The sequence below is a fragment of the Brevundimonas sp. UBA7534 genome (assembly GCF_002479325.1).
In the GTDB taxonomy this organism is placed as follows: domain Bacteria; phylum Pseudomonadota; class Alphaproteobacteria; order Caulobacterales; family Caulobacteraceae; genus Brevundimonas.
In genome coordinates this window covers 1-248 of record NZ_DLMO01000066.1, presented here as the reverse complement: position 1 = coordinate 248, position 248 = coordinate 1, and the positions used below count along the sequence as shown (strand labels likewise).

1 pseudogene is annotated in these 248 nt (G+C 74.2%); it reads left to right on the top strand.

The features are described 5' to 3' along the window. Window positions 1-248, top strand: a pseudogene (locus B2U11_RS04850) (lytic transglycosylase domain-containing protein); the annotation flags it as partial.

Here is a 248-nt window from a genome sequence, read left to right as displayed (position 1 = left end):
GCCCCGACGGCGCGGCCGAGCCCAAGCGCCCCAGCTTCCTGGGCCGCACATGGACCAGCGTCGTCGCCGCGGTGGCGGGCGCGCCCGGTCAGGACCCGGCCAAGGCCGCGCGGATCGCCTACAACGCCGACGACCTGACAGGCGCAGTCGCCATCGGCCAGCAGATCGGCGATTGGTGGACCGTGGGCCTGGCCCAATACCGCCTGGGCCAGTTCAGCGACTCCTTCACCGCCTTCGCCCGCGTCGCC